This is a genomic window from Nonomuraea sp. NPDC003707 (assembly GCF_053587055.1).
The window spans coordinates 73374-95687 of the sequence record NZ_JBSFNK010000011.1 but is presented as its reverse complement, the minus strand read 5'-3'; the positions used below and the strand labels follow the sequence as shown (position 1 = coordinate 95687).

Annotated in this window: 23 protein-coding genes; 18 read left to right on the top strand and 5 right to left on the bottom strand. The window is 72.1% G+C overall.

All coding sequences use genetic code 11. From position 1 onward, the window contains the following. Positions 1-48: 48 nt before the first annotated feature. Genes ACWDRB_RS28320 through ACWDRB_RS28305 form a run of 4 tightly spaced genes read left to right on the top strand, consistent with a single transcriptional unit; the run spans position 49 to position 2487 of the window. Entirely contained in the window at positions 49-948 is a 900-nt protein-coding gene (locus ACWDRB_RS28320) for an FKBP-type peptidyl-prolyl cis-trans isomerase (RefSeq protein WP_449898571.1), read from the top strand. Positions 949-963: 15 nt separating this feature from the next. Continuing rightward, a complete protein-coding gene (locus ACWDRB_RS28315) occupies positions 964-1320 on the top strand; it encodes a hypothetical protein (protein ID WP_355200865.1) in 357 nt (118 codons plus the stop codon). Positions 1321-1329: 9 nt separating this feature from the next. Then, a complete protein-coding gene (locus tag ACWDRB_RS28310; protein ID WP_363969728.1) occupies positions 1330-1974 on the top strand; it encodes a helix-turn-helix transcriptional regulator in 645 nt (214 codons plus the stop codon). 33 nt (positions 1975-2007) lie between these two features. Next, positions 2008-2487 carry a DUF3291 domain-containing protein gene (locus ACWDRB_RS28305; protein ID WP_397370086.1) on the top strand — a complete coding sequence of 160 codons (480 nt, stop codon included), beginning with the start codon at positions 2008-2010 and terminating at the stop codon, positions 2485-2487. Here the strand turns inward: ACWDRB_RS28305 and ACWDRB_RS28300 are convergent. Further along, positions 2433-3500: a DUF3866 family protein gene (locus ACWDRB_RS28300; protein WP_449898566.1), complete on the bottom strand. Its 1068-nt coding sequence runs from the start codon at positions 3498-3500 to the stop codon at positions 2433-2435. The genes ACWDRB_RS28305 and ACWDRB_RS28300 overlap by 55 nt on opposite strands. A 38-nt stretch (positions 3501-3538) precedes the next feature. Between ACWDRB_RS28300 and ACWDRB_RS28295 the strand changes: the two genes are divergently transcribed. The 7 genes from ACWDRB_RS28295 to ACWDRB_RS28265 all read left to right on the top strand — a co-directional run bounded on the left by ACWDRB_RS28295 (position 3539) and on the right by ACWDRB_RS28265 (position 10717). Next, positions 3539-4513, top strand: a complete 975-nt coding sequence (locus ACWDRB_RS28295; protein WP_449898564.1) for a helix-turn-helix transcriptional regulator — start codon at positions 3539-3541, stop codon at positions 4511-4513. A 13-nt stretch (positions 4514-4526) separates the two neighbouring features. Continuing rightward, the gene (locus tag ACWDRB_RS28290; RefSeq protein ID WP_449898561.1) at positions 4527-5504 is read left to right on the top strand and encodes a helix-turn-helix transcriptional regulator; all 978 of its coding nucleotides are present in this window, start codon (positions 4527-4529) and stop codon (positions 5502-5504) included. Continuing rightward, positions 5501-5701, top strand: coding sequence for a hypothetical protein (locus ACWDRB_RS28285; protein ID WP_449898559.1), 201 nt, complete (start codon positions 5501-5503; stop codon positions 5699-5701). Before ACWDRB_RS28290 ends, ACWDRB_RS28285 begins: the two co-directional genes overlap by 4 nt. A 29-nt stretch (positions 5702-5730) precedes the next feature. Continuing rightward, on the top strand, positions 5731-6069 hold the full coding sequence (tatA, locus tag ACWDRB_RS28280; RefSeq protein WP_350735433.1) for a Sec-independent protein translocase subunit TatA: 339 nt from the start codon (positions 5731-5733) through the stop codon (positions 6067-6069). Positions 6070-6100: 31 nt separating this feature from the next. After that, positions 6101-6991 (top strand): twin-arginine translocase subunit TatC, encoded by an 891-nt coding sequence (gene tatC, locus ACWDRB_RS28275; protein ID WP_355200876.1) that lies wholly within the window; start codon positions 6101-6103, stop codon positions 6989-6991. Positions 6992-7007: 16 nt separating this feature from the next. Further along, the gene (locus ACWDRB_RS28270; RefSeq protein WP_449898555.1) at positions 7008-7895 is read left to right on the top strand and encodes a diacylglycerol/lipid kinase family protein; all 888 of its coding nucleotides are present in this window, start codon (positions 7008-7010) and stop codon (positions 7893-7895) included. Positions 7896-7993: 98 nt separating this feature from the next. Beyond that, positions 7994-10717, top strand: a complete 2724-nt coding sequence (locus tag ACWDRB_RS28265; RefSeq protein ID WP_364256650.1) for a DEAD/DEAH box helicase — start codon at positions 7994-7996, stop codon at positions 10715-10717. Positions 10718-10761: 44 nt separating this feature from the next. Here the strand turns inward: ACWDRB_RS28265 and ACWDRB_RS28260 are convergent, their stop codons facing one another. Next, positions 10762-10947, bottom strand: a complete 186-nt coding sequence (locus ACWDRB_RS28260; RefSeq protein WP_397370092.1) for a hypothetical protein — start codon at positions 10945-10947, stop codon at positions 10762-10764. Between the two features lie 519 nt (positions 10948-11466). Here ACWDRB_RS28260 and ACWDRB_RS28255 point away from each other — a divergent pair. From ACWDRB_RS28255 to ACWDRB_RS28245, 3 genes are all read left to right on the top strand, one after another. Next, positions 11467-13137, top strand: a complete 1671-nt coding sequence (locus ACWDRB_RS28255; protein ID WP_449898551.1) for an ABC transporter ATP-binding protein — start codon at positions 11467-11469, stop codon at positions 13135-13137. A 185-nt stretch (positions 13138-13322) separates the two neighbouring features. Continuing rightward, positions 13323-13892, top strand: a complete 570-nt coding sequence (locus ACWDRB_RS28250; protein WP_449898549.1) for a TetR/AcrR family transcriptional regulator — start codon at positions 13323-13325, stop codon at positions 13890-13892. A 190-nt stretch (positions 13893-14082) separates the two neighbouring features. After that, positions 14083-14253, top strand: a complete 171-nt coding sequence (locus tag ACWDRB_RS28245; RefSeq protein ID WP_350731913.1) for a hypothetical protein — start codon at positions 14083-14085, stop codon at positions 14251-14253. Between the two features lie 60 nt (positions 14254-14313). Here ACWDRB_RS28245 and ACWDRB_RS28240 read toward each other — a convergent pair whose 3' ends face one another. The 3 genes from ACWDRB_RS28240 to ACWDRB_RS28230 form a co-directional block, all read right to left on the bottom strand. Continuing rightward, positions 14314-15732: an RNB domain-containing ribonuclease gene (locus ACWDRB_RS28240; protein WP_449898546.1), complete on the bottom strand. Its 1419-nt coding sequence runs from the start codon at positions 15730-15732 to the stop codon at positions 14314-14316. Between the two features lie 27 nt (positions 15733-15759). After that, positions 15760-16083 (bottom strand): STAS domain-containing protein, encoded by a 324-nt coding sequence (locus ACWDRB_RS28235; RefSeq protein WP_449898544.1) that lies wholly within the window; start codon positions 16081-16083, stop codon positions 15760-15762. A 214-nt stretch (positions 16084-16297) separates the two neighbouring features. Then, a complete protein-coding gene (locus tag ACWDRB_RS28230; RefSeq protein WP_449898541.1) occupies positions 16298-16882 on the bottom strand; it encodes a TetR family transcriptional regulator in 585 nt (194 codons plus the stop codon). A 140-nt stretch (positions 16883-17022) separates the two neighbouring features. Between ACWDRB_RS28230 and ACWDRB_RS28225 the strand changes: the two genes are divergently transcribed. From ACWDRB_RS28225 to ACWDRB_RS28210, 4 genes are all read left to right on the top strand, one after another. Beyond that, positions 17023-17730 (top strand): hypothetical protein, encoded by a 708-nt coding sequence (locus tag ACWDRB_RS28225; protein WP_449898538.1) that lies wholly within the window; start codon positions 17023-17025, stop codon positions 17728-17730. A 51-nt stretch (positions 17731-17781) separates the two neighbouring features. Then, on the top strand, positions 17782-19146 hold the full coding sequence (locus ACWDRB_RS28220) for an RICIN domain-containing protein (protein ID WP_449898535.1): 1365 nt from the start codon (positions 17782-17784) through the stop codon (positions 19144-19146). 118 nt (positions 19147-19264) lie between these two features. Next, positions 19265-21337 (top strand): alpha-galactosidase, encoded by a 2073-nt coding sequence (locus ACWDRB_RS28215; protein WP_449898533.1) that lies wholly within the window; start codon positions 19265-19267, stop codon positions 21335-21337. A 99-nt stretch (positions 21338-21436) separates the two neighbouring features. Beyond that, complete coding sequence (locus ACWDRB_RS28210; RefSeq protein ID WP_449898530.1) at positions 21437-22255, top strand: ACT domain-containing protein; 819 nt, start codon at positions 21437-21439, stop codon at positions 22253-22255. Positions 22256-22314 lie beyond the last annotated feature (59 nt).

The window sequence follows — 22314 nt, the reverse complement described above, 5'->3', positions numbered from 1 at the left end:
CGGACACGGTAGCATCGCCACGCCCAGCCCCGCCGCGTGGGAGGACCGATGCCGCACCGCCGTACCGCCGTGTTGCTGCCGGTCCTCGTCCTGCTGGCCGGCTGTTCGGGCGGTGCCGCGCGCGATCTCGGCATGACGGTGGACGGCCCGTTCGGGGCCAGGCCGACGATCACCTTCGCGGGCGGCGGACCGGCGGCCGGGCTCAAGGTGGAGGAGTTGGCGACGGGCGGCGGCGCCCGGCTCGGCGCGGACGACACGGCGATCGTCCAGTACACCGCGCACGTCTGGGACGGCGGGGACAACCGCCTGGTCGACTCCACCTTCGACCGTGGCACCCCGGCCGCGTTCCCGCTGGGGGAGCTGCCGCCGGGGCTGGACGGCGCGCTGCGGGGCCGCAGGGTCGGCAGCAGGGTCCTGGCCGTGCTCCCGCCCGATCAACGCCGTGGCGCGCGCCTGCCGCCCGGCGTCGGGCCCGATGACGAGCTGGTCTACGTGGTCGACATCCTCGGCGCCCACCCCAAGGGCGCCTCGGTCGAGGCGGGCGGCGGCTCGCTGGCGGGCGTGCGCGTCACCGCCGGCGCCCCGCCCGGGCTGGAGGTGCCCGCCACCGCCCCGCCGGCCGCGTTCGAGGTCAAGGTGCTGACCAGGGGCGAGGGGCGCGGCACGCAGGCGGGGCAGCTCGTGGTCGCCCAGTACGAGGGCGCGATCTGGAGCCGCCGCCGCGTCTTCGAGGCCACCTGGACGAGCGGCCGGCCGAAGGCGTTCAGGATCGGCGACGGCGGCGTGCCCAAGGGGTGGGAGGCGGCCCTGGTCGGGCTGCCCGCCGGCAGCCGGGTCCTGATGGTCGTCCCGCCCTCGTACGGGTACGGCCCCGCCGGCGACCCCGCCCACGGCATCACGGGCACCGACACGCTCGTCTACGTCGTGGACGTCATCGCCGCCTATTGAGGCAGGATGAACCTCATGATCCGCACTTTCCTGGTCATCGCATCCGCCTTAGCCGTCCTCCTCGGCGGCGCCACGGCCGCGTCCGCCGCCGATGACCCGCCCTTCTGCAAGGGCGTCAAGAAGCCCTGTGTCGTCGGCGGCGACGCCGGCACGACGTGGGTGAACACCTCCGCTGCCAACAAGGCCCAGGCCAAGGCCGTGGCCGCCCGGGTGCTGAAGAACGCCACGGCCGCCCACCGCCGTTACCACGCGCCCGAGTGGGTCGACATCTGGGTGATCAAGAAGGGGGCGTGCTGGCGCAGGTACGGCAACGTCCCGTCCGACGCCAGCCGCGCGTGCACGTACAAGCACGTGAAGCGGAAGCTTTCATAGACTCCCGTTGTGAGTAGCGACGACCTCGACGCGCTGGCCCTCCTGCACGACCCCGTACGCCGCAGCCTGTACGCGGCCGTCGCGGGCCGCGGCGGCGACGTGGGCAGGGGGGAGGCGGCCGAGGCCGCGGGCGTCTCCAGGACCCTCGCCGGCCACCACCTCGACAAGCTCGTCGAGGCGGGGCTGCTCGAGAGCGGTTTCCGGCAGCAGGAGAAGAAGGGGCCGGGCAGCGGCCGGCCCGCCAAGGTCTACCGCCGGGCCAGGGGCGAGCGGTCGGTGAGCCTGCCGCCGCGCGACTACGGCGCGCTCGCCTCCGTCCTGGCCGAGGTCGTCGACGCGCTCGGCGCCGAGGAGCGGGCCGAGCGGGCGGCGCGGGAGGCCGGCGCCCGGCTGGCCAAGAGGCACGCCGGTGAGCCCGTCGAGCAGGTGCTCAGGGAGCGCGGCTACGAGCCGTACGAGGAGGGCGGCGCGCTGCGGCTGCGCAACTGCCCCTTCCACGTGCTGGCCGAGGAGCAGCCGCTGCTCGTGTGCTCCATGAACCTGGCGCTGTGCCAGGGGCTGCTCGAAGGGCTCGGCGACGAGCCGGGCCGGGCCAGGCTCGACCCGCGGCCGGGGGACTGCTGCGTCTCCCTCTCTAAAACAAATGAGGATTGACATAGAAGGCGGACGGGTGGTGTGCTGAGCGTCATGCATCTCGCTGAGCTGAACATCGCCCATCTGCGCGCGCCCATCGACAGTCAGGAGCTCGCCGAGTTCGTCGCCCTCCTCGAGCCCGTCAACACCATCGCCGACGAGGCCCCCGGGTTCGTGTGGCGGCTGAAGGAGAGCGAGAGCGACCCCACCGCCACCGTCATCCACGACTACGGCGACCACCTGCTGATGAACTTCTCGGTGTGGGAGTCGCTCGACACCCTGTGGAACTACACCTACCGCAGCGCCCACCTGGGCGTGCTGCGCAGGCGCAGGGAGTGGTTCCTGCGCCTGGCGGAGCCGTACATGGTGATGTGGTGGATCCCCGAGGGTCACATCCCGACGCTGGCCGAGGGCATGGCTCGGCTGGAGCGCCTCAGGGCCGAGGGGCCGAGCCCCGAGGCGTTCACGTTCAAGGACTCCTACGACAGCAGCGAGGCCGCCAGCCTGCCCGCCGCCGCCGAGGCCAGGAAGTAGGGCAGGTCCTCCTCCAGGCCCCTGCCCATCGTCGACAGGCGCACCGGGGACTCCCGCAGCGCCTCGTGCAGGCCCTCCACCGGCACCGGCACCAGGCGGTGCCGGACGGCCAGCAGCTCGGACTGGTCCCTGACCCGCTCGCCGAACTCCCCGGGCAGCTCCGGCACCGGCACGTCGGCGGGCGTCAGGGCGACCCGGCCGTAGGCGGTCAGCGAGTGGTGCGAGACCCCGTAGTGGCGCTCGCGCAGGTCGCCCTCGCTGACCCGCAGCGTCGCCACCGGGCGGCCGCGCAGCACTCCCGCCGCGTTCACCGCCTCGCCCGCCGACACCCCGGAGAAGCCCCACCTGGTGCCCGTGCCCAGGTTGCCGGGGCCCTGCGCGACGATCGCCACGTCGGCCTCCAGCACGTGGCGGGCCGCCAGCAGCCCGGTGTGGACGGTGACCGCCTCCACGTCGCCGCCGAACGACTGCCCGACCGTGACCACGCCCGCCAGCCAGCCGATCTCCCGCAGCCGGGCCGCCGCCATCGAGAACCACACCGGCAGCGCGCCGCCGTCCTGCATCACGTACGCCACCCGCGTGCCGGGCCGGTCGGCGTACAGTCCGCACAGGATCGGCGCCAGCGCCGAGTGCAGGTCGGCCACCACCACCGGCATCCCGTCGAGGGAGTCGGCCTCGCGCAATCTGTCATGATGCGGGGAGTCCTGCTCGTCGGCGCCCAGCACCGTGGCCTGCAGCGGCGTGTAACGGGCCTTCACCAGGTGGCCCGGACCGGTGGGATCTTGCGGCAAACGGTTCGGGACGGCCACCACCATGGCGTAACCTCCCGTACCGAGACCCATCGCGAGTGCCGTCGTGTTGAGCAGCACCTCGTCGCCGGGTTCCGGGCGGCCGACCAACGGCGGATAGGCCAGCGCCCGGCACTCCCCTTCGGGGACGGCGACGTCCAGCTCCACCGCTCCCGGCCACTCGCGTCGGATCCGTACAACCTCGCCCTTGCGCCATCTGATCACGGGGGCAGGGTAGCGTCGATGGAGGAGGAGTGAGGCAGATGTCGCGCCGGAAGACCGAACGGTTGCTCAATCTCGTGATCTGCCTGCTCGCCACCCGGAGGCCACTGTCGGCCGAGCAGATCCGCCAGGCCGTCCCCGGCTACGACCGCGATGGCGACGAGGCGTTCCAGCGCATGTTCGAGCGTGACAAGAACGAGCTGCGCGAGATCGGCATCCCCATCGACGTGGTGCGCGACCCCTGGGAGGACGAGCCGGGCTACCGGATCGAGCGCGAGTCGTACGAGCTGCCGGAGATCACCCTGGAGCCCGACGAGGCCGCCGTGCTCGGCCTGGCCGCGCAGGTGTGGCAGCGGGCCAGCCTGGCCGAGGCCGCCTCGGGGGCGCTGCTGAAGCTGCGCGCCGGCGGCGTGGCCACCGACCGGCCCGTCGGCGCGTCCATGGGCGGGTCCATGGGCGGCGGCGCGCTGGAGCTGCGCGTGGACACCCGCGACCCGGCCTTCCCCGCGCTGTGGGACGCCGTACGCGACCGGCGCGTGGTGCGCTTCGACTACCGCAGCGCCGGCAGCGAGAGCGTGCGCGCCCGCACCGTCGAGCCGTGGGGCGTGGTCAGCCGCAACGGCCGCTGGTACGTGGCCGGGTTCGACCGCGACCGGCAGGCGCCGCGCGTCTTCCGGCTCAGCCGCGTCACCGGCCAGGTCACCGTCATGGGCAGGCCCGGCGCCGTCGAGGTGCCCGAAGGGGTCGATCTCCGGGGTATGGTCGGCTTTCCCGACGACTCGACGGACGAGCGGCTGGCCGTCGTCCGCGTACGCCAGGGGACGTGCGAAGGGCTGCGGCAGCTCGCGGCGGCCGTGCGCACGGGGGAGCAGGGGTGGGACGAGGCCGAGCTGCCCTTCACCGACCCCGAACGCCTGGCCGGCTGGATGGCCAGCCTCGGCGCCGACGTGGAGGTCGTCGGGCCGCCGGACGCCCGCGAGGCCGTCATCCGCCGACTGAAGGGGGCAATGGCATGACAGAGGAGCTGCGATGAGCGGGTCGGCCGACCGGCTGCCCAGGCTGCTGGCCCTGGTGCCGTACCTGATGTCCCACCCGGGGGCGCAGGTCGACGAGGTGGCCGCGGTGTTCGGGCTGAGCGAGAAGCAGCTCATCGACGACCTGCAGCTCGTGTGGATGTGCGGCCTGCCCGGCCACACCCCCGGCGACCTCATCGACGTCTCCTGGGACGGCGGCGAGATCATCATCGACAACGCCGAGACCATCGCCAGGCCGCTGCGGCTGGGCATTGACGAGGCCAGCGCGCTGCTGGTCGCGCTGCGCATGCTCGCCGCGACCCCCGAGCTCGCCCTGCCTGCCAACGAGGTGCCGGGCGACGCGCTGCCCCGCGTGACGGCCAAGCTGGAGCGGGCCGCCGGCGAGGGCGCCGCCACCCTCAGCAGCCAGCTCGCGGTCGACGTGGACGCCGCCCCCGACGCGCTGCCGCGCGTGCGCGAGGGGCTCACCAGGGGCCGCCGGCTGTCGCTGCGCTACTACGTGCCCGGGCGCGACGAGGTGACGCCGCGCGAGGTCGACCCCACGCGGGTCGTGGTCGTCGACGGCCGCACCTACCTGGAGGGCTGGTGCTACCGGGCCGAGGCGATGCGGCTGTTCAGGCTCGACCGGATGCTCGGCGTCGAGGTGCTCGACGTGCCCGCCGACCCGCCGGCCGAGGCCGAGCCCATCGACGTCACCCGGGGCGTCTTCCGGCCCTCGCCCACCGACGAGCTGGTCGAGCTGGAGCTCAGCGCCGCCGGGCGGTGGGTGGCCGAGTACTACCCGTGCGAGCAGGTCACCGAGCTGGGCGAGGGGCGGCTGCGGGTGGCGCTGCGGGCCCGCGACGAGGACTGGATCCTCAAGCTGGCGCTGCGCCTGGGCGACACCGGCCGGGTCGTCTCACCCCCTGCGATGGCCGAGACCGTGCGCCAGGAGGCCGAGCGGGCCCTGGCCCTGTACGCTCACCAGTCATGATGTGGATCTACGTGGCCGGCGGGCTGTGCGTCGCGGGGCTCGGCGTGGTCGGGGTCGCGGGTGCCCGCGTCGTCGTGGCGGCACGTAGCCTGAAAAGGGAAATCGCCGAGGCGACGGCCCAGCTGGAGCCGCGGCGGGCCAGATTGGCGGGCCAGGGGGGTGAGACCACGCCCCAGGCAGCGTACGATCGTGGCTGAAACAGGCACTCGCTAGAAAAGGGCGTTTCATGTCGCAACTCGGAGTCCCCGAACTTCTGATCATCGCGCTGGTGCTCGTCCTGCTTTTCGGTGCGAAGAAGCTGCCCGAGATGGCCCGCGGCGTCGGCCGTTCTCTGCGCATCTTCAAGTCCGAGACGGCCAAGCTCCGTGAGGACGACGACGACAACCACACCGTCCAGGCCCAGGCGCAGGCCCCGGCTCAGCCGCAGCCCCCGGCGGCGCAGCCCCCGCAGATCCAGGCCACGCCCGCCCCCGCGCTCTCCGCGGAGGAGCAGGCCAGGCAGCTCGAGGAGCAGGCCGCCCGGCTGCGCGCCAGCGCCGCCGCCCAGGCTGACAAGCGCGTCTGACCCCATCCCTCCTCCTCACCTGGACTGCTAGATGGCGCTGCTCAAACGGTCGAGCCAGCCGGCACCCGACCACGACACCGAGGGCCGCATGCCCCTCATGGAGCACCTGCGCGAGCTGCGTAACAGGTTGCTCATCGCGGCCGCCGCCGTCGTCGTGGGCATCATCATCGGCTGGATCTTCTTCGATCCGGTCTGGGCGTTCATCAAGGAGCCCTTCTGCGAGACGCCGCAGGCCCAGCAGTTGCGTGTCGGCGAGTGCACGCTGACCTACGGCGGCATCTTCCAGTCGTTCTTCCTGACGTTGAAGGTCTCGGCGATGGTGGGCGTCGTCGTGTCCTCGCCCGTCTGGCTCTACCAGGTCTGGGCCTTCGTCACCCCCGCCCTCTACCGCAACGAGAAGCGCTACTCGATCGCCTTCCTCGGGCTGGCGATCCCGCTGTTCCTGATCGGCGCCTTCCTGGCGTACGTGATCATGGACACCAGCCTGGCCATCCTGCTCGGGTTCGCGCCGAGCGACACCGTGGCCATCATCCAGATCGACGAGTACGTCAGCTACGTGCTGATCATGCTCGTGATCTTCGGCATCTCGTTCGAGCTGCCGCTCCTGCTGGTGTTCCTCAACATCATCGGTGTGCTGCCGCACGCCACGGTGAAGAAGTACCGCCGCTGGGTGATCTTCTCCATGTTCGTCTTCGGCGCGGTCATCACCCCCGGCGGCGACCCGCTGACGATGATGGCGCTGGCCATGCCGATGATCGTGCTCTACTTCCTGGCCGAGTTCTTCATGTTCATGCGTGAGAAGCGCAGGCCCGCCACCGAGGACTTCTCCCACCTGTCCGACGACGAGGCCTCCCCGCTGGTGGAGGACTCCACTCCGGTCGACGACGATCGCCCCGGGGAGGATTCCGGTTCCACGCGATAGGCGATAAGTTCCGGGCGTGTCCCCTCAAATCGCCCTGCTCGTCAACCCCGCCGCACGCGGCGGCCGTACGCTGCGCCTGATCGAACCCGTGGCGCGCCGGCTGCGCGCCGGCGGGGCCGAGCTGTCGGTGATCGTCGGCGCCGACGCCGCCGACGCCCTCGCACGTGCCTGCACCGCCGTGGCCGAGCGCCCCGACGCGCTCGTGGCCTTCGGCGGCGACGGGCTGGTCCACCTGGCCGTGCAGGCCGTGGCCGGCACCGACGTGCCGCTCGGCATCATCCCCGCGGGCACCGGCAACGACATCGCGGCCGCGCTCGGGGTGCCCTGCGCCGATCCCATGGCCGCGGCCCGCGTCGTGCTGCGCATGAAGTCGCGCCTGGTGGACGTCGCCCGGATCCGGGCCGGGCAGGCCGACGAGCTGTTCGCGGGGGTGATGTGCTGCGGGTTCGACTCGCGGGTCAACGAGCGGGCCAACCGGAAGACGTGGCCGCCGGGGATGGCGCGCTATCTGGTGGCGACGGTGGAGGAGCTGCGCTCGTTCCGGCCGATCCCGTTCCGGATGACCCTCGACGACGGTGAGGTCGTCGAACGCGAGGCCATGCTGGTGGCGGTGGCCAACACGTCCTCGTACGGCGCGGGGATGCGGGTGTGCCCCGACGCCCGGCCCGACGACGGGCTGCTGGACGTGATGATGCTGGACGCGGTGTCCAAGACCGAGTTCCTGCGGGTCTTCCCGAGCGTCTACCGGGGGACGCACGTGGGGCATCCGGCGGTGTCGGTGCGGCGGGTGCGGAGCGTGCGGCTGGAGGCTGCGGATGTCATCGCCTACGCCGACGGTGAACGCGTGGGCCCGGCGCCGGTCCACTGCGAGGTGCGCCCGGGGGCGTTTCGGGTCATCGTTTGAAATCTACATTGTAAAGGCGCCCGGCTCGGACGCCGGCTGAGGATCGGCCGGACCACTGGGGGACCGACCGGAAAGGCGATTTCGGTAGGCTGACGGGTATGACAACGCCAGCGGAACGCTATGCGGCCTTCCGTCACAAGTATGGGGACGACGGGGCCGCGGTGAGATCGTTCCGAGGTCTCTACGACTTCGAGCTGGACGACTTCCAGCTAGACGCCTGCCGCGCCCTGGAGGCCGGAGACGGCGTGCTGGTGGCGGCGCCCACGGGGTCGGGCAAGACGGTGGTCGGCGAGTTCGCCGTCCACCTGGCCTTGGAGCAGGGCCAGAAATGCTTCTACACCACCCCCATCAAGGCACTGTCCAACCAGAAGTACAACGACCTGGTCAAGCGCTACGGCACCGCCAAGGTCGGCCTGCTGACCGGCGACAACAGCGTCAACGGCGAGGCCCCCATCGTCGTCATGACCACCGAGGTGCTGCGCAACATGCTCTACGCGGGGTCGGCGACCCTGGCGGGGCTCGGGTTCGTGGTCATGGACGAGGTCCACTACCTCGCCGACCGCTTCCGCGGCGCGGTGTGGGAAGAGGTGATCATCCACCTGCAGGAGTCGGTGCGGCTGGTGGCGCTGTCGGCGACGGTGAGCAACGCCGAGGAGTTCGGCGAGTGGCTGGGCGAGGTGCGCGGCGACACCACGGTGATCGTGGACGAGCACCGTCCGGTGCCGTTGTGGCAGCACATGATGGTCGGCAACCGCCTCTACGACATGTTCGTGAACGACGACCTGACCCCGCGCGTCAACCCCACGCTGATGCGGGTGACGCGTGACGCCGAGCGGCTGACGGAGGGGCGGGGCAGGCGCGGCTACGGCCGGCCGCAGCGTTCGCGCCCGCCGGACCGGGTGCAGGTGATCGAGAAGCTCGACGCCGAGGGGCTGCTGCCGGCGATCACGTTCATCTTCTCCCGTGCCGGGTGCGACGCCGCCGTTCAGAAGTGCCTGTACGCCGGGATCCGGCTCACGACCGACCGCGAGCGGCACGAGATCAGGCAGCTCGTGGACGAGCGCACCGCGCATCTGCCGGACGAGGACCTGGCCGTCCTGGGCTACCTGGAGTGGCGTGACTGCCTGGAGCGCGGGCTGGCCTCGCACCACGCGGGCATGCTGCCGGCGTTCAAGGAGGTCGTGGAGGAGCTGTTCACGCGCGGGCTGGTCAAGGCCGTGTTCGCGACGGAGACGCTCGCGCTGGGCATCAACATGCCGGCGCGCAGCGTGGTGATCGAGAAGCTCGACAAGTGGAACGGTGAGACCCACGCCGACCTCACGCCCGGCGAGTACACGCAGCTGACCGGGCGGGCGGGGCGGCGCGGCATCGACGTCGAGGGCCATGCGGTGGTGCTGTGGCAGCAGGGCATGGATCCGCTGTCGGTGGCGGGGCTGGCCGGCACGCGTACGTATCCGCTGCGGTCGAGCTTCCAGCCGTCGTACAACATGGCGGTCAACCTCGTCGGGCAGTTCGGACGGGAGCGGGCCAGGACGCTGCTGGAGGAGTCGTTCGCGCAGTTCCAGGCCGACCGGGCGGTGGTCGGGCTGGCCAAGCAGCTGCGCAAGCACGAGGAGGCGCTGGAGGGCTACCAGGAGGCCATGACGTGCCATCTGGGAGACTTCCCCGAATACGCGGCGCTACGCCGCAGGCTCTCCGATCGTGAGGCCGAGCTGGCCAGGCAGCGCGGCGCCGCGCGCCGTGCGGCGGCCGTGCGGTCGCTGGAGGCGTTGCAGCCGGGTGACGTCATCCGGGTGCCGGGCGGGCGCCGGGCGGGGCTGGCGATCGTGCTCGACCCGGGCCGCAACCCGCGCGGTCAGGGGCCGAGCCCGCTGGTGCTGACGATCGGCAAGCAGATCAAGAAGCTCGACCCGGCGGACTTCCCCGTCCCGGTCGAGCCGCTGGAGAAGCTGCGCATCCCGAAGAACTTCAACGGCCGCTCGCCCAAGGAGCGCGCCAACCTCGTCTCCACGCTGCTGGCCAAGCTCGGCGACCGCGACCTGGGCAAGCCGGACAGGGCGCGTGACCACACGGTGGAGGACGACGAGGTCAACGAGCTGCGCCGGCTCATCCGCCAGCACCCGTGCCACGGCTGTGACGAGCGTGAGGACCACGCCCGCTGGGCCGAGCGCTACTACAAGCTGCTGCGCGAGACCGAGGGGCTGCGCCGCCGGGTGGAGGGGCGCTCGCACGTCATCTCGCGGACGTTCGACCGCATCTGCTCGGTGCTGGAGCAGCTGGGCTACCTCGAGGGTGAGGCCGTCACCGACGAGGGCCGCCGGCTGGGCCGCATCTACACCGAGCTCGACCTGCTGACCGCCGAGTCGCTGCGGCAGGGGCTGTGGGAGGAGCTCGACCCGGCCGAGCTGGCGGCGTGCGTGTCGGCGCTGGTGTTCGAGTCGCGGGCCGCCGATGACGCGCGCCGCCCGAAGGTGCCCGCCGGGCGGACGCAGGAGGCGCTGACGTCGATGATCCGGCTGTGGGGGGAGCTGGAGGGCATCGAGTCCGACCATGGGCTGTCCACGATCAGGGAGCCGGATCTGGCGTTCGCGTGGGCGGCGTTCCGGTGGACGAAGGGGCACGCACTGGACGCCGTCCTGCGGGACGGGGTGAACGGCAACGAGCTGGCCGCCGGTGACTTCGTACGGTGGGTCAAGCAGCTGATGGACCTGCTCGGTCAGCTCGGGAACGCGGCCCCGCCCGGCAGCAAGATCAAGCAGACGGCGGGCAAGGCGGTCGACGCGATGCGGCGCGGCGTGGTGGCCTACTCCTCGCTTACCTGACCTTCCGGGAAAGGTCCTACCCGCCCTCTTCGGAGGGCGGGTCCTCAGGAGTCCTTGCTGATGGCGCCGATCGTCAGGAGCAGGCCCGCGACGCCGACCACGGCGCTCACGACGGTCAGGGCGGTGCCGTCGAGCACCAGGTGCAGCAGGCCGAAGTTCTTGCCGAAGAAGTGATCGGCGATGAGGCCGCCGAAGCCCTGGATCATGAGGATGACGCCGATGAATGCCATGCGCCCATGATCCCCGGCGCAGACGTCCGATCCATCGGACCAAAGTATCGGGTGACCTACACCTTGGAACCAGTTCTGAGCGGCATCCTTTGGGATTACCGTTACCCGAGTTAGTGGTTCTTTTTATTTACGGTCGATTTAACGGCGGCAGGCAACGGCCTTTGTCGGGCGGTTTCACTGGTCAAGTTCCTTTTAAAAAGGCGATATCTCGTGCTTTGTCGCTTTTCGGGTGCTAACGTGCGATTTGTGCAAGTCAGCAAACGGGGGAGGAATCATGGCTGGCTCTCAGCTCACCAGGATCGACTTCCAGCAGGGTTGCTGCCGTCGCCGTAGGCGCTGGCGTTGCGGTTGGCGCGGTTGGCGCTGCCGCTCCCGGCGCTGGTGGTGGGGGTGGTAAATCGCTCCCGTGAGAGCCGGTGGCCTGGCCGCCGGCTCTCATTGACTGTCTCCGGCCGCGAACTCGCCCCGGCGATTTCCATTCGCCGCACTTTTCGCGAGTTCTGGCCGGACACCCGCGGGTTGCGCCGCCTATTCGCGGCCGGCGTCGTGTTCGCCGTCGTGGCCGCGCTCTGCGAGGTCGCCGCGATCCGCCTGTTCGGCCACATCACCGACGAGGTGCTGACCACCCGGCGGTTGAACGAGTTCTGGGTTCCGGCGTTCGCCTGGCTCGGGCTCGCCGCGATCGCGGGGGTGACGTCCTTCGCGGCGACGTACGCCACCGCGCTGGGCGCCGAACGGTTCCTGCTGGCCCTGCGCGACCGCGTCTACGCGCACCTGCAGACGCTCGCGCCGGACTTCTCGGAGAACCGGCGCCTCGGCGACCTGATGGCACGGCTGACCGACGACATCGAGGCCATCGAGGAGCTCGTGGGGTCCGGGCTGGTCAAGGCGCTCACCACGGCGGCCAGCGTGGTGTTCTTCGCCGGGGCGGCCTTCTTCATCCGCTGGGACCTCGCCCTCGTCACGATGGCGCTGATCCCGCTGTTCCTGGTGGTGTCCAAGGCGTTCGCGGGCAGGTTCAGAACGGCCGCGGCCCGGGAGCGCTACAGCAACGGCGCCATGAACAGCGTCCTGGAGGAGGGGCTGGCCAACCAGCCGCTCGTGCAGGCGTACAACCGGCAGGAGGCCGAGTCGGGCCGCCTGCACCGGGAGGGCGGCATGTGGCTGCGCGCCAACATGTCGCAGGCCTGGCTGTCCGGCCTGTACGGGCCCACCGTCCAGGTCATCGAGACCGTCTGCCTGATCGTCGTCCTCGGGTTCGGCGCGTGGGAGATCGCGGCGGGCCGGCTGACCCTGGGCGGCCTGCTGGCCTTCGCCGCGTACCTGGCACTGCTGTACCCGGCGGTCCAGGCGCTGGGAGAGCTGGCGCTGACGGTGTCGGAGGCGGCGGCCGGGTCCGACCGGGTCATCGAGATCCTCAAGGTCAGGCCGGCCGTCACCGACGCGCAGGACGCCGTGCCCGCCGGGCGGAGCCGGGGCCTGGTCGAGTTCGACCGGGTCGGCTTCACGTACCCGAGGCGCGGGCGGCAGGTGCTGCGGGACGTGACGTTCACCGCCTCGCCCGGCAAGGTCGTCGTCCTCACCGGGCCCAGCGGGGTGGGCAAGTCCACGCTGGCCAAGCTGATGCTGCGTTTCTACGACCCGGAAGCGGGCCGCATCCTGCTGGACGGGGTCGACATCCGGCGCCTGACGCGGCAGTCGCTGCGCGAGAACATCACGATCGTGCACCAGGAGACGCTGCTGTTCTCGGCGTCCGTACGCGACAACATCGCCTACGGCCGCCCCGACGCCTCGCTGGAGGAGATCGTGCGGGCGGCGGAGGCGGCGGGGGTGCACGAGTTCGCCGAACTCCTGCCGCAGGGCTACGACACGCCGGTGGGGCAGCGGGGGCGGCTCCTGTCCGGCGGTCAGCGGCAGCGGATCGCCATCGCCAGGGCCGTCCTGCGGGACGCGCCGGTGCTGGTGCTCGACGAGCCCATGACGGGGCTGGACGAGGCCACGGCCGCGCAGGTCATGAAGCCGCTCCTGCGGCTCATGGCCGGGCGGACGACGCTCCTCATCACGCACGACCTGCGGTTCGTGCCGGAGGTGGCACGCATCGTGGAGCTGTCGCCCGTGCACCGGGAGGAGCGCATCCGCCTCAAGCGCTTCGCCCGCGCCCACCCGCGCCCGCTGACCACCCCTCCCTGACCGGCCGCCGCACCACACCCCCGAGCCCGACACCCGCCTCTTTTCGGGGGCGGGTGTTCCGGTGTCCGGGGTCGGCGGCTGCCCGTCCTTCGAGCGGGGGAGAGCATGATCGGGATAGGTGCGGGGGCGAGGGGCCGTCGATAGAATCGGAGAGATCCCTCCGGTTGTTGAAGGCAGGTTCGTTCATGGGCGACGACCACAGCTCGGCCCGGCCGTTGCGGGCCGACGCCCGGCGGAACCGGGAGCGGGTGCTGCAGATCGCGCAGGAGGCCCTGGCCAGTGACGGCCTGACGATCTCCTTCGACGAGATCGCGCGGCGGGCCGGGTTCGGGGTGGGCACCGTCTACCGGCACTTCCCCACCAAGGAGGCGCTGTTCGAGGCGGTGCTGCTGGGGCGGATCGAGCGGTTCGTGGCCGACGCCCGCGCGCTGGCCACGGCGGAGGATCCCGGGAAGGCGTTCTTCGCCTGGTTCCCCAAGGTGGTCGAGCAGGCGTCGGGGAACCAGGCACTGTGCGACATGCTCGACAGCGGGGCCGGGATGAAGGTCTCGCTGCAGGACGATCTCGGCAGGGCCGTCGCCCGATTACTGGTCCGGGCGCAGCGGGCCGGGGCGGCGCGCGGGGATCTGGCGGGGGAGGACGTGCTGGATCTGCTGCGCGGGTGCCTGGTGGCCGAGCGCCGGGCGCGGGCCAGAGGGGCCTCGGTGCGGATGGCGGACGTGATCTGCGACGGGATGCGGGTGAAAGGGGCCTGAGCCTCATGGCGGGAGACTGACCGGCCGGTCAAAGCGGTGTCGTCATTCGTTCACGGAACGTCACCTTCGGGGCAGTTTTTCGGCCGATCGTGCTGGAAATCCCCATGTCAGAGACATCCTCGGACGCGCTCGCCGAGGCCCCCCTCGGCTGCGTGGCGTCCGGCCGGCCCCGTTCGGAGGTAGCCACCACATGTTCGCCCTCGTCGCCGCACTGCTGTTCGTGCTCGCCCTCGTCTTCGAGATCGCCGGCCTCGCGGTCGGCAGCGTAGTCACGGTCGCCACGCTCGGTACCGCCGGGCTGCTCTGCGTCGCGCTCCACCTCATGGGTGTGGGCGCGGGTTGGAGCCTGCTGAAGAAGTGACGCCCGATGCGGGACCGCGCGCGGAACATGCCGTGCGCGGCCCCGCGGGACGCCCGAGGTTCACGTCGCCAGGGTGAAGCGGACCTCGCGGGTCGCCGGGTCCGCCTGCGTGAGGCGTACCGTGACCTGCTCGCCGAGGGGGAGCGGGCCGTCGCAGCGGGCGATCACGGCCGGGTCGGCGAGCTGCACCTGCCCGCCCCCGCGGCGCTCGTCCACGTCGATCACGACCGCGTCGAACGCCTGCCCGATCCGTTCCCGCAGCAGGAACGCCTCCACCAGGTCCACGCACGCCCGCTCCACCGCCCCGGCGCGCCGTCCGGTCGAGCCCATGACGGCGGGCAGGGCCGCCAGCCCCGCCCGGACGTCGAACGGCACCGGCACGCCCGCCGCGACCGCCAGGCACACCTCGGTCGCGTACCGGTCGACCAGGCGCCGCAGGGGAGCCGTGACGTGCGCGTACGGCGCCGCCACCGCAGCGTGCTCGGCCAGCGCGGGCGGCGCGCCGTCGAAGGCCACGTAGCCCGCGCCGCGCAGCAGCACCTTCGACTCGTGCAGGAACGCCGCCTGCTGCGGGTTCTTGGGGTCCAGGTCGTGCACCACGGCGCCGTAGGCGGCCCCGTCGGGCCAGGGGACGTCCAGCGCCTGGGCGACCCTGCGGACCTTAGCCAGGTCGTCGGCGTGCGGCCGGGGCAGCACGCGCAGGATGCCGATCTCGGCGTCGAGCATCATCGAGGCCGCGGCCATGCCGGTCAGCAGGGAGATCTGCGCGTTCCACGCCTCGGCGGGCAGCGGCAGCCGGAACTCCAGCCGGTAGGCGCCGTCGCCGTCGGAGACCACCTCCTGCTCGGGGGTGGGCAGGGTGACGCCGCCGCGCTCGCGTTCGAGGGCCAGCCGCAGGCGGCCGATCTCGGCCAGCAGCCCCAGGACGCCGTCGGCGGTGCCGGTGTCGACGGCCGCCTGCACGTAGGCGTAGTCGAGGCGCTCGCGGCTGCGGACGAGCGCGCGCTGCACGTCGGCGCCGACCATGCGGCCGTCAGCGTCGAGGTCGATGCGCCAGACCGCGGCCGGCCGCAGCGCGCCGGGCAGCAGGCTGGCCGCGTCCTCCGACAGGACCTTGGGGTGCAGCGGCACCTTGCCCGCGGGAAGGTAGACGGTCTCGCCCCTGGTGCGGGCCTCGGTGTCGATGAGGCCGCCCGGCCGGACGAAAGCGCCGACGTCGGCGATCGCGTACCAGACGCGGTAGCCGGCGCGCAGCCGCTCCAGGTGCACGGCCTGGTCGAGGTCCATCGAGCCGGGCGGGTCGATGGTGACGAACGGAACGTCGGACAGGTCTTCGGCGTCGAGCCGCGGCACCCGCGCCACCCACGCGGCCTCGTCGAGCACGGCGCGGGGGAAGTCGTCCGGCAGGTCGAGCTCCCGCCTGACGCGTTCGAACCCGTCCTCCAGCTTCAGGGGTATCTGATCGGGAACCTGAATCACGCCTGACAACCTACAGGTGGCGGGTGTTCAGGTGAGGCGCGCCTCCAGGCCGGTGAGGCGCAGCAGCCGCCGGACGGCGGGCGGGACGCCCGTGAGGCGCAGCGGGGTCTGCTGGGCCCGGGCGTGGTTGTGGGCGCAGACGAGGATGCCGAGCCCGGCGGCGTCGATGAAGGTCAGCCGGCTCATCTCGATGACCAGCGCGACCTGCTTGTGCGGGGCTCGTCCGGCCTCCTGCAGCAGGCCGAGCAGGTGGGCGCGGAGTTGTTCGGTGGTGGCGATGTCGAGCTCGCCGGACACGCTGACGGTCAGGCTCCCGTTGCGGCGGGTGGTGGTCAGCTGGAGTGGCTCCATGAATCGGCTCCGCGCTCTGTCAGGGCCGGGAACCTCCTGCCGGTTGCGCGGGCCAGCCCTTGCGTTGGGCACTTGTTGCCATGAAGGCGTCACTGAGAGCGACAGTGTTGGATCTGAGTGTACATGTCTGTTCAGGGCTGAACAGAGATGCGGGGGACAGGACTAATCCCCCAGGACAACAATTCCGGTTACCAGATGTAAAAACATCACACCATCAGCGGACTTCCAGCCCGAGAAGGATGAGATCGCACAAAGCGGTGAAGTCATCCTCGATGCCCGGCCGGCTCCATTCGGCGGCGTGCGCCGGGTTGTGGAAGCGTACCGCCGCGTCGAAGACGGCGCGGGCCGTGGCGGCGGGGTCGGGGGCGGCGAACTCGCCCCGCTCGAGCCCGGCGTCCACGATCTGCCGGATCTGGCCGACCAGGTCGGCGACGTGCCCCTCGACGACCTGGCTGGACTCGGTCACCAGCGCCACGTACGTGGCGAACAGCTCGGGGTCGTCGAGCGCCCGCTTGCGCTTGGAGCGGAACAACGCGCCCAGCCATTCGCGCAGCCGCACGCCGGCCGGAGCGTCGGAGGCCAGCACGGTGGCCAGCTCGGCGTGCGACTGGTCGAGCCAGCGCTGGGTCACGGCCTCGCGCAGGGCGGTCTTGCTGGGGAAGTGCCGGTAGACGCTGCCGTGGCTGACGCCGAGCGCCCGGGCGACGTCGACGACCGTGGCCTTGGCCGGACCGTAGCGGCGCAGGACGTCCTGGGCCGCGGCGAGGATCTGGTCCGGTGTCAGGATGCCATCTGTCACCTTTCCAATTCTGTCAGCCGCCCGGGTATACACGACCCACGGGTGCGGCCAACCACATTTGCAGAAATTTGTGCATTCATCCGGTCGGAGCACACTACGCTGCTACCGCTGGCAGGTACGAGGGGAAAGCAAACAACATCGTGTGGATCGCAGTCGTGGCGCTGGCCGCCATTGTCGTGGGGGCGATGGTCTGGTGGTTCCGCCGTGACCCGGCCGGCAGTGCCGCCGGTGCCGCCTCCACCACGGTCGAGGCGGACATGGACCTCGGGATCCCGGCGGAGGTCGAGCCCGCGTTCATGGAGGGCCTGCGGGCCTACCCGCTGCGGGTGAGTGGCCGGCGGGGGGTGCTCACGACGTACGAGCCGCCCCGGCTGATCTCGCTGCACCTGCTCGCCGACGCCTTCGCGGCCAGGGGGGACGCCGCGCTGCACGATCCGCAGGGCACGGTCGTGGCCCTGATCGCGCACCTCGGGGCGGTGGAGCGGCCGGGCGTGCTGCACCTGCGCGAGGACTGGCTGGACGGCGAGGTGGACGGCATGGACCGGGCCGCCTTCGCCGAGGCGGTGCGCGAGGCCGTGTCCGGCGAGTGCCCCTGGTCGGCCGAGCCGGCCATTGGAGCGTTGCAGGTCACCGTGCGTGAGGCCAATACGATGATGCTCGACCTGGCCAGGGTGCTCGAGCTGTACCGGGAGGCCAGGGAGAAGCAGCCCGAGGCCGCGGCCGGGGAGCTGCTGCGCGATGCCGCGCCGCGCCTGATCGCCGCCGGCGGGCCGGGGCTCACCTGGACGAAGCCGCCCACGCAGGCGGACCTGCGGGTCGTGCTCGGCAGCACGCCCGAGCCCGCCTGACGTCCTGCTCCACGGCGGACATCCGGCCTGACGGGCACGGCAGTCGTCGCGGTGGCCGCTGCGACGACCACCGCGGCCGCCGCGGCCCCCGCGCCGGGGGCGTACACGGTGGTGAACAACGGCAGCGGCCTGTGCCTCACCGTGCCGGGATCCAGCACCTCAGACGGGGTCCAGCTCACCCAGAGCGGCTGCGGCAGCGCCGCTCAGACCTGGAACCTGGCCGCCGGCGGCAGCGGCTACACCCTCAAGGCCGCCCACAGCGGCAAGTGCGCGGGCGTGCAGGACGCCAGCACCTCCGCGGGCAAGGCCGTGCAGCAGGAGAGCTGCTCCGGCGCCTCGTCGCAGACGTGGACGCTGCCCGAGTCGGGCGCCACCGTCAGGATCGTCAACGCCAACGGCGGCAAGTGCCTCAACACCAAGGACAACGCGACCTCCTCCGGCGCCCTGGTGCAGCAGAACTCCTGCGACTCCGTGGCCACCAAGCAGTGGCGGCTCGTCCCCGCCGGCAGCAACCCGACCAACCCGCCCACCGATCCACCGCCGACCACGCCTCCGGGCAACGCGAACGGGCTGGTCGGCTGGGCCACGCAGGGCGGCGGCACGACGGGCGGCGGCAACGCCTCGCCGGTCACCGTCAGCAGCGCCTCGGCCCTGACCAGCGCGCTGTCGGCGAGCGGCGCCTCGGTGATCCGGGTGTCGGGCACGATCTCCTGCTCGGGCATGCTGAAGGTGGCCTCCAACAAGACCGTGCTCGGCAACTCGGGCGCGACGATCGCGGGCTGCGGGTTCAACATCTCCCAGGCCTCGAACGTGATCGTCCGCAACCTCACCTTCCGCGACTGGGGCGACGACGCGATCAACGTCCAGTACTCGACCCGGGTCTGGCTCGACCACAACTCGTTGAGCCACGGCTACGACGGCGCCATCGACATCAAGCGGGCCAGCGACTACGTCACCGTCTCGTGGAACAAGTTCTCCAACCACGACAAGACCATGCTGCTCGGCCACAGCGACGACAACGGCGGCGAGGACCGCGGTCACCTGCGCGTGACGTACCACCACAACTGGTTCGACGGCACCAACCAGCGCCACCCGCGCGTGCGGTTCGGCAACCCGGTGCACGTCTACAACAACTACTACGGCAGCGTCGGCAGCTACGGCGTGGCCTCCACCGAGGGCGCGGGCGTGCTCGTCGAGGGCAACTACTTCGAGAACACCCAGGACCCGTTCCACCTGGGCGAGGGTGACTCCGGCCCCGGCACGCTGGTCGCGCGCAACAACCACTTCGTCAACTCCGGCAGCGGCCAGAGTGGCGGCAGTGTCGGCTCGATCCCCTACTCCTACTCGCTCGACACCGCCTCCAACGTCAAGTCCGTCGTCACCGCGGGCGCCGGCGCCGGGCGGATCTCCGTCTGACGCTCACCCCCTCGCGGCCCCTCCGGCTCCCGCCCCGGAGGGGCCGCCCCATGATCGAGGCAAGTGTGCTGTTCATGTAGGTTCGCGTCGTAACGCCGAGCTGAACGAGGAGCCTGACTTGTCACCCCTCATCCTCTCCGCCGCGGGGGCCGCCCTGGTGCTGGACGCCTCGGGCCCCGGCCTGCCGCGCGTGCGCCACTTCGGCGCCGACCTCGGGTCCGCGACCGGCGCCGACCTGGCGCCCGCGCTGGCCTCCCTCACCGCCGCGCCGCCGCTGCTGCCCGCCCAGGGAGACAGCTGGTACGGCAGGCCGGGCCTGTCGGGCGGCCGGGATGGCGAACACTGGCCGGTGCGCTGGACGCTGGACCGGCTCGACGCGGACGCGACGCCCGGTCGGGGCGGCACGGTCACCGTCGCGGCCTCCGACGCCCGCGCGGGCCTGGAGCTGGTCAGCGAGCTGGGCATGGACGCCGGCGGCCTGGTGACGATGCGGCACACGCTGACGAACACCGCCGCCGCCCCGTACCGGCTGGAGGGGCTGGTCTGCGCGCTGCCGGTGCCGGCGCGCGCCGGCGAGCTGCTGGACTTCACCGGGCGGTGGGCGCTGGAGAAGGTGCCGCAGCGCACGGCGTTCGGGTACGGCGTGTGGTCGCGGGAGAATCGGCGCGGCCGGACCGGGCACGACGGCACGGGGCTGCTGGTGGCCGGGACCGCGGGGTTCGGGTTCCGGGGCGGCGAGGTGTGGGGGGTGCACGCGGGCTGGAGCGGCAACCACATCCACTACGCCGAGCGGCTGGCCGAGGGCCCGGCGCTGGTGGCGGCGGGCGAGCTGCTGGAGCCCGGCGAGATCGTGCTGGCCGAGGGGGAGAGCTACCGCACGCCGCTGGTGTACTTCACCTGGTCGGGCGGCGGGCTGGACGCGGCGAGCACGCGGCTGCACGACCACCTGCGCGCCGCCCGCCCGCTGGGGGTCCGCCCGGTCACCCTGAACAACTGGGAGGCCACCTACTTCGACCACGGCCTCGACCGGCTGCTGGAGCTGGCGGACAAGGCCGCGGCGGCGGGGATCGAGCGGTTCGTGCTCGACGACGGCTGGTTCCGCCACCGCCGCCACGACCGGGCCGGGCTCGGCGACTGGTACGTCGACGAGGGCGTCTGGCCGGACGGCCTGAACCCCCTCGCCGAGCACGTGCGCAAGCTCGGCATGCAGTTCGGGCTGTGGTTCGAGCCGGAGATGGTCAACCCGGACTCCGACCTGCTGCGCGCGCATCCCGACTGGATCCTCGGGCAGGCCGGGCGCGTGCCGCCGCCGCAGCGCAACCAGCAGGTGCTCGACCTGGCCAGGCCCGAGGCGTACGACTACCTGCTGGAGCGGCTGGACAGCCTGGTGAGCGAGTACGCGCTCGATTACATCAAGTGGGACCACAACCGCGACATCGCCGAGCCGGTGCACGACGGGGTGCCCGGGGTGCACGCGCAGACGCTGGCGGCGTACCGGCTGCTGGACGAGCTGCGGGCCCGCCACCCCGAGCTGGAGATCGAGTCGTGCTCGTCGGGCGGCGCCCGCGTCGACTTCGGCGTCCTGGCCCGCACCGACCGGGTGTGGACGTCCGACTGCAACGACGCGCTCGACCGGCAGGCGATCCAGCGCTGGACCGGGCTGCTCGTGCCGCCGGAGCGGATGGGCAGCCACGTCGGCGCGCCGCAGGACCACAGCACGGGCCGGTCGCTGCCGCTGGCCTTCCGGGCCGCGACCGCGCTGTTCGGGCACATGGGCGTGGAGTGGGATCTGACCTCGGCGAGCCAGGCGGAGCTGGAGGAGCTGGCCGAGTGGATCGCCCTGCACAAGCGGCTGCGGCCGACGCTGCACGCCGGTCGGGTGGTGCGGGCCGACCACCCGGACCCGTCGGCGCTGCTGCACGGGGCGGTGCTGCCGGAGCGCGGGGTGTTCGCGTTCGTCCAGCTCACCTCCAGGGTCGCGATCGGGCCCGCGCCGCTGCGGCTGCCCGGGCTCGACCCGGCGGCGACGTACGAGGTGCGGGTCGCGGGCCCCAAGCCCCGCGCGGCCGGGCTGCCGGAGTGGACCTCCGGTCCGGTGCGGCTGAGCGGCGCGGTCCTGGGCGAGCTGGGGCTGCCCGCTCCCGTGCTGCGGGCCGAGTCGGCGCTGGTCTTCGAGGTCGAGCGGGTGTAAGGGGCCTGTCATGAACGGGCCATGCGGTTAGGGCGGTTTAATGCCGCCGCAACCGCGCCGTTCGTGATCACGAAACACGTCCCGCGGACACTGGGGTGCATGAGCGATGCACCGAAGGTCATGAACGGTAATCGGCGCTCCTGGCGGCGGGAGATCGTCGAGCTGGCCGCGCTGTTCCTCGCGGTCGGCCTGGCGCACCTGCTCGCGACCCTGCTCGGCCACCGCGAACCGGGTCCGGTGGTGATGGTCGGGCTGGGGGCGGCGTTGATCGTGGGGGCGGCGGTCCACAAGCGGATGGGCCACCGCCCCGTACGCAAGGCCCCGGCGCTGCCCGTGGGGGAGGGCGCGGGGGCGGCCATGGTGTTGTGGCGCATCCGCATGCGGGTGGTGGAGCGGCCGGGGCGGCTCGCCGCGGTCGCGGGGGCGTTCGGGCGGCTGGGCTGCAACATCCTGGCGCTGCACATCGCGCCGACCGGGAGCAGCGCGATCACGCCCGCGGGGTGTGACGCGCTGGACGAGTTCGTCATCGAGGCGCCGCCGGGGCTGGCGCTGGAGGCGCTTTCCGGGGCGCTGACGGAGGCGGGCGGGCATGACGTCGTGATCGTGCCCGCGCAGGTCAAGGACCTCACCGATCCCGGTGTCCAGGCTCTGGTGCTGGCTCAGCGGGTGAGCGCGGACCCGGACCGGCTGCCCGAGGCGATGGCGGAGCTGCTGCGGGTGCCGGAGGTGGAGTGGCGGCGGCCGGGGGACACGGTGGACGAGGGGGCCGAGCTCAACACCACGATGGTGATCTCGGTCAATCCGGACCGGGCGCTGCTGATCCGGCGTCCTGAGCTGCCGTTCACGCCGACGGAGGCGGCCCGTGCGGCGGCCCTCACCGCCACCGCCCGCCAGGCCCGCTACAGCAGCTCACCCTGACCCGGCGGCCCGTCCCCGGGGTGGGGCGGGTTCTTCCGGCGCCGTGTGGGGTGGTGCCG

Bases quoted from the DNA above. Each gene is read 5' to 3' on its own strand.
- ACWDRB_RS28290 (WP_449898561.1), top strand. From the start codon at position 4,527: ATGAGCGGGTCGGCCGACCGGCTGCCCAGGCTGCTGGCCCTGGTGCCG.
- ACWDRB_RS28245 (WP_350731913.1), top strand. From the start codon at position 14,083: ATGTTCGCCCTCGTCGCCGCACTGCTGTTCGTGCTCGCCCTCGTCTTC.
- tatC (WP_355200876.1), top strand. From the start codon at position 6,101: ATGGCGCTGCTCAAACGGTCGAGCCAGCCGGCACCCGACCACGACACC.
- ACWDRB_RS28260 (WP_397370092.1), bottom strand. From the start codon at position 10,947: ATGGCATTCATCGGCGTCATCCTCATGATCCAGGGCTTCGGCGGCCTC.
- ACWDRB_RS28295 (WP_449898564.1), top strand. From the start codon at position 3,539: ATGTCGCGCCGGAAGACCGAACGGTTGCTCAATCTCGTGATCTGCCTG.
- ACWDRB_RS28265 (WP_364256650.1), top strand. From the start codon at position 7,994: ATGACAACGCCAGCGGAACGCTATGCGGCCTTCCGTCACAAGTATGGG.
- ACWDRB_RS28315 (WP_355200865.1), top strand. From the start codon at position 964: ATGATCCGCACTTTCCTGGTCATCGCATCCGCCTTAGCCGTCCTCCTC.
- ACWDRB_RS28235 (WP_449898544.1), bottom strand. From the start codon at position 16,083: ATGGAGCCACTCCAGCTGACCACCACCCGCCGCAACGGGAGCCTGACC.
- ACWDRB_RS28250 (WP_449898549.1), top strand. From the start codon at position 13,323: ATGGGCGACGACCACAGCTCGGCCCGGCCGTTGCGGGCCGACGCCCGG.
- tatA (WP_350735433.1), top strand. From the start codon at position 5,731: ATGTCGCAACTCGGAGTCCCCGAACTTCTGATCATCGCGCTGGTGCTC.
- ACWDRB_RS28320 (WP_449898571.1), top strand. From the start codon at position 49: ATGCCGCACCGCCGTACCGCCGTGTTGCTGCCGGTCCTCGTCCTGCTG.
- ACWDRB_RS28305 (WP_397370086.1), top strand. From the start codon at position 2,008: ATGCATCTCGCTGAGCTGAACATCGCCCATCTGCGCGCGCCCATCGAC.
- ACWDRB_RS28210 (WP_449898530.1), top strand. From the start codon at position 21,437: ATGAGCGATGCACCGAAGGTCATGAACGGTAATCGGCGCTCCTGGCGG.
- ACWDRB_RS28285 (WP_449898559.1), top strand. From the start codon at position 5,501: ATGATGTGGATCTACGTGGCCGGCGGGCTGTGCGTCGCGGGGCTCGGC.